Origin of the sequence: Marinobacter sp., from assembly GCF_048259445.1 — a bacterium.
Lineage (GTDB): Bacteria > Pseudomonadota > Gammaproteobacteria > Pseudomonadales > Oleiphilaceae > Marinobacter.
In genome coordinates, this window is the sequence record NZ_JBLXHQ010000054.1 from 1 (window position 1) to 5,835 (window position 5,835).

5 protein-coding genes are annotated in these 5,835 nt (G+C 53.5%); all 5 read right to left on the bottom strand.

Going from position 1 to position 5,835, the window contains the following annotated elements:
* Positions 1-256: 256 nt before the first annotated feature.
* The gene (locus ACN0RL_RS19530) at positions 257-1,033 is read right to left on the bottom strand and encodes a TatD family hydrolase (RefSeq protein WP_417519849.1); all 777 of its coding nucleotides are present in this window, start codon (positions 1,031-1,033) and stop codon (positions 257-259) included.
* Positions 1,034-1,055: 22 nt separating this feature from the next.
* Entirely contained in the window at positions 1,056-2,636 is a 1,581-nt protein-coding gene (gene prfC, locus ACN0RL_RS19535) for a peptide chain release factor 3 (protein WP_417519851.1), read from the bottom strand.
* Positions 2,637-2,723: 87 nt separating this feature from the next.
* On the bottom strand, positions 2,724-3,245 hold the full coding sequence (gene rimI / locus ACN0RL_RS19540; RefSeq protein WP_417519853.1) for a ribosomal protein S18-alanine N-acetyltransferase: 522 nt from the start codon (positions 3,243-3,245) through the stop codon (positions 2,724-2,726).
* The gene (locus tag ACN0RL_RS19545; RefSeq protein ID WP_417519855.1) at positions 3,212-4,036 is read right to left on the bottom strand and encodes a 2-isopropylmalate synthase; all 825 of its coding nucleotides are present in this window, start codon (positions 4,034-4,036) and stop codon (positions 3,212-3,214) included. The genes rimI and ACN0RL_RS19545 overlap by 34 nt, the downstream gene beginning before the upstream one ends.
* Positions 4,037-4,082: 46 nt before the next feature.
* Positions 4,083-5,633: a 2-isopropylmalate synthase gene (locus ACN0RL_RS19550; RefSeq protein WP_417519857.1), complete on the bottom strand. Its 1,551-nt coding sequence runs from the start codon at positions 5,631-5,633 to the stop codon at positions 4,083-4,085.
* Between the last annotated feature and the right edge of the window lie 202 nt (positions 5,634-5,835).

Sequence of the window (5,835 nt, forward strand, 5' to 3'; positions counted from 1 at the left end):
TACCAGTCACGTTTTACGGTTTCTGGTTTCGCACTCAGAGTCTTCATTGATTCCGCCTTGAACGCTATAAAAAGAAACGTTAAAAACCGCCACCGGAAAGTGTAATACACCCGGAGGAGGTTCTGTACCTGTAATTTAGTTGGCAGTGACACTATTCGGGGCTGAGATAGTGACATCGCCTTGAAAAGCCAGGGCGCGAAGTATACTCGAACGATTGCTGGAATCCAACCCTGAAGCGTACTGTTTTATTGTTCATTTACTGCCACAACGAACGACCGTAGAGCTCTGCCGTGTTAGAAAATAAAACAGAAGCCAGATACTCCGGTTGTTCACACCGGATATCGGCAAGGCATTCAAAAATTCTGGGCAGGTATGCAGGCGAATTATAGCCTGCGGCAATGCCTTCCGGCGCCATATCGGGCGCATCGGTTTCCAGCACCAGCGATTCCAGAGGCAGGCGCGCAATGGTCTCCCGGGTTTTGTGTGCACGAGGATGCGTAATTACGCCTCCCACGCCTACAAAACACCCTTGGTCAACCAGCTTGGATGCTTGCTGATAGCTTCCGGAAAAACCATGCAACAAAGCCTTACCGCTCCAGTTTCGACGCCTCAGAGTGGCATGTACCTCATCGTGCGTCTTAACCGAATGGATAACCAGAGGAAAACCCAACTTCAATGCCAGTTCAATCTGCGCTTCAAACCAGGGGTATTGCTCAGCCAGGTCACCATGCAAACGATCCAGCCCACACTCTCCGATCGCTATGCAGCGCTCAGGGCGCGCGCTCAGGTTCGCCTCGAGGGCTTCCAGATCCCTGGTGGAGTGCTCACTGACATACCACGGATGTATACCGAGACAGTAATACAAGCCATTGTGAGCGAGTGCCGCGCTCTGAACACGCCCCCAATCCGCGCGGCGCACACCGGGAATAACAAGCCCGACAACGCCACTGCGCAAAGCAGCCTCGAGCTCACTGGCCCTGTGACCGTCAAATCGGGGAAAGTCGAAGTGGCAATGTGCATCAACCAGTTTCAAAGCTTCCTCCAGGTCTACCTGATCAGTGCTCCCGGGTTTTGTGGAATTCTATATCCGGGTACCGCTCCTGAGCGAGACTCAGGTTTACCCTCGTTGGTGCAATATACGCGAGCCGGTCACCACCATCGAGTGCAAGATTATCGTTGTTCTTGCGCTGAAACTCCTCCAGCTTACGATCGTCCGAACAGGTCACCCAGCGCGCTGTGGCAACGTTGATCGGCTCATAAACCGCCTCAACCTTGTATTCAGTCTTGAGGCGACTAACAACTACATCGAACTGCAGCACACCGACCGCACCCACAATCAGGTCGTTATTGCGCAGCGGCCGGAAGACCTGCACGGCGCCTTCTTCGGACAGCTGAATCAGACCCTTCTGGAGCTGTTTCGCTTTCAGCGGATCTTTCAGGCGAATGCGGCGGAACAATTCCGGGGCAAAATTAGGGATACCGGTGAACTTCATGTCTTCTCCGGAGGTAAACGTATCCCCTAGCTGAATCGTGCCATGGTTATGCAAGCCGATAATATCGCCGCCATAAGCTTCCTCAGCGTGCTCACGATCCCCTGCCATAAACGTCAATGCGTCGGAAAAGCGCACGTCCTTGCTGATCCGCACATGGCGGGCCTTCATGCCAGGGCTGTATTTTCCGGATACGATGCGCATAAACGCAACTCTGTCCCGGTGCTGAGGATCCATATTGGCCTGAATTTTAAAAACGAAACCGGTAAAGGCCTCATCATCAGGCTGCACCAGCCGCTGATCTGTTTCCCGGGGCTGAGGTGCCGGGGCCCAGTCAACCAGGCCATCCAACATATGGTCGACACCAAAATTACCTAGCGCCGTACCAAAAAACACAGGGGTGAGTTCACCCGCCAGAAAGGCGTCAAGGTCGAATTCATGAGAAGCGCCCTTTACCAGCTCAACTTCATCACGCAAATCCCTTGCGTAATCACCGATTGCCGTGTCGAGTTCCGGGTTATTCAGCCCACTGATTACCCGGACGTCCTGAATAGCGTGGCCCTGCCCGCTCTGATACAGGATCACCTCGTCCCGAAGCAAATGGTAAACACCCTTGAAGCTTTTACCCATGCCAATAGGCCAGGTGATGGGCGCACAGGCAATTTTCAGAACATCTTCCACTTCATCCATCAGCTCTACGGGATCACGGGTATCACGATCGAGCTTGTTCATGAAGGTCAGAATAGGTGTGTCTCTGAGCCTGGTCACTTCCATAAGCTTGATGGTGCGCTCCTCGACACCTTTGGCGCTGTCGATAACCATCAGACAAGAGTCTACTGCGGTCAGGGTGCGGTAAGTATCCTCTGAGAAGTCCTCGTGGCCCGGGGTATCCAGAAGATTCACCAGCTTGCCACCGTAAGGGAACTGCATGACAGATGTGGTGACCGAGATGCCCCGTTCCTTTTCCATTTCCATCCAGTCGGATTTCGCGTGCTGACCAGACTTTTTACCCTTGACCGTGCCAGCCCTCTGTATGGCGTGCCCGAATAAAAGAACTTTTTCGGTAATCGTTGTTTTACCAGCGTCGGGGTGGGAGATAATCGCAAAGGTGCGGCGTTTCGCCACTTCCTGGGAAAGGTGAGCCATAGTCGAAAAACAACCTGCGTGAGATATTCAAAAGAGGTGGCCATTATAGGGGCTAAGAGGTGATTACGCGAACAGAAGCAACAACGCTCAGGGCTGCAACAACAGCGCCATTACCCTTGCATCTTCCCATCCTGAGGCCGCAGGATAATATCGAGGGCGACGGCCTATTTCCTCGAAACCTTCATTGCGATATAGCTTGATCGCAACGTTGTTGCTCAACCTTACTTCCAGAATCACCTGATTCATGCACTCGCGGGTTGCTTCTGCCAGGAGATGACGTAACAGGAGCCGCCCGGCTCCCCGGCCGCGGCACCCGGGGTGAATACAAAGGTTGAGGAGATGCACTTCATCAAGCACATAGGACACCACCGCATACCCTACCAAAGAACCGAACTGGCAAATGCCCCATAAACGGTAGCTCGGTTTAAAGCAGTCCAGGAATATTCCTTCAGACCAGGGGTGAGAATATCCCTGAAGCTCGATATCAAGCATCTCGGGCAAGTCCTCGGGTTCCAATGGCCTTATGCCCAGATCCGGGCACGGGGCGGAATGATCTGAACCGTCTTTTTTACGCATCAGGCTCTGACCAATGGCCTCAGATTTTGCCACAAGGAGCGCTTGGCCCCGGGATTGCCGGCTAACTCTGCGAGAGAATGCTCACACCGAATATCGGGAGAGCGATCAAGTACCTCTGCCAGCCAACCATCAGCCTCTGTCTCCACGCCGGTACCGTCGATACTACCCAGAACAATCACTTTTTTACTGCCTGAATCACGAAGAACATGATTCATAACCGACATCAGGTGGGCCGCAGACCCGCCGGCCACAAGGCGATTATTGAAGACCGGCCATTGAACCCATTCTGCCGGCTTCGACTGCTCCTCCCCGAGACTCTTCAATATATTTGTCGCGAGGGTCTCCTGCAGACGAAGACTCGCTTCTTTGGAGACACTGGCTATCAAAATGTAACGCTCGCCGGAGAAAACGGCCAGATTCAGGTTGAGGGATTTTGCTTCCCGTCCCTTTGGCTGCGGCTCTGATTCTGCATTGTTTTGCAAATCACTTGACGGCGGGGCTGCCTCTGACGGTAGCTTCGGGGCTGGCAACTCCTTGCCCGACGGCACTGTTTTATCCTCCATCAACGCCTGGAGACTGGCAATTCGCTGCACTCCACGCTTGTTGGATCTGGACATTACAGAGTCAGGTTTCTGCCCGCCTGAATTTGCCGGCTCCCGGGCAGCCGGAACACTGCTCGAAACCAGCGGTTGCTCCGGTTCATCCAGGTTCCCAAACTGTAGCTCCGGGCTGGGCGCGGCACCCGGTAGGGGTTCGCGGGCATACCACAAACGGATGCCTGCAATACCGAGATAGAACTGCCTCCGGGTCTCAGTCTGGATCATTCAATCGACCTTCTGATCCGCTGAAGCTGACGCACGTGGGAATACCTCAAACATCCGCCACCTGAGGGTGCTGCCGGATACCGCCTCTGCTGATAAGGTTAAGAGCTTCTATATAAGCTTTAGCCGAAGCAATAATAATATCCGTATCGGCACCAACGCCGTTTACGATTCGACCGCCCCGTTCCAGGCGAACAGTCACTTCACCCTGGGCATCAGTGCCACTGGTGATGTTATTCACCGAGTAAAGTTGCAGGTTACAGCCAGAATCGACAAGTGACTCGATGGCCTTGAATGTTGCATCTACCGGGCCGCTACCTTCCGCGTCTACCTTGTGTTCTTTTCCATCCATTGTGAGCGTCATGGTTGCCCGGGGCACGACACCGGTTTCAGAGCAGACCTGAAGACAAACCAACCCATAACGGCCGTCTTCATCCTTCTGCCGGGTGTCGCTTGCAATGGCTTGCAGGTCTTCATCAAAGATCTCATGCTTCAGGTCAGCCAATGCCTTGAAACGAGTGAATGCCTCGTTAAGCTCGGTCTCGGTTTCAAACTGGATCCCCAGCTCAAGCAATCGCGTGCGGAACGCATTGCGACCGGAGTGTTTGCCCAGAACCAGGCTGTTGGTGTGCCAGCCCACATCTTCGGCCCGCATGATCTCGTATGTCTCCCGATGTTTAAGCACGCCATCCTGATGAATACCCGATTCGTGGGCAAACGCGTTCGCGCCCACTATGGCTTTGTTGGGTTGCACCGGAAAACCGGTAATGGTGGAAACAAGACGAGAAGCCGGAACAATATGACGAGCATCTATGCGGGTATCAATGTTGAACAAATCCTGACGCGTACGAACGGCCATCACGATCTCTTCGAGGGAGGCGTTGCCTGCGCGCTCACCCAGGCCGTTAATCGTGCACTCTACTTGCCGGGCTCCCCGGGTCACAGCAGCAAGCGAATTGGCGACCGCAAGCCCGAGATCGTTATGGCAGTGCACCGAGAAAATGGCTTTATCAGCGTTCGGAATACGGTTAAGCAACTGATGAATGGTCTCTGCGAACTGCTCGGGTATGGCGTAGCCAACAGTGTCAGGAATGTTGATTGTGTTGGCACCCGCGTCAATTGCGGCTTCGATGATACGACAAAGAAAATCGAGTTCTGAACGGCCGGCGTCTTCACAGGAGAACTCAACATCATCCACATGGCTTCGGGCACGTTTTACTGAACGTACCGCTTGCTCAATCACTTCATCAGGCTGCATTTGCAGCTTGTGTTTCATGTGAATGGGGGAAGTAGCAATAAATGTATGGATACGGCCACGCTCCGCCGGACGAATTGCCTCGGCTGCACGATCAATATCTTTATCCAGTGCACGTGCAAGGCTACAAATTGTTGAACCTTTAATGGACTCCGCTATGGATTTGATCGCTTCAAAGTCGCCCTGACTTGCAATCGCAAAACCTGCTTCAATCACGTCCACCCGAAGTTTCTCAAGCGCTTTGGCAATCCGGAGCTTCTCGGCCTTATTCATGGTGGCTCCCGGGCTTTGCTCACCATCCCGGAGTGTCGTATCGAATATGACCAGGTGATCGTTGGCAGACATTGACGTGCTCCATATCGCATTTGGTTTTATAACGGGAGTATATCACCGGGATGTATCAGGAGCAGCGCTCACCTCCGCGACGAGGCAATTTTCAGGCAAAAAAAAGCCCCGGCAGCGAAGCTGTCGGGGTTTTGGTATTAAGAGTCTGACGATGACCTACTCTCACATGGGCAAATGCCACACTACCATCGGCGCAGGCCTG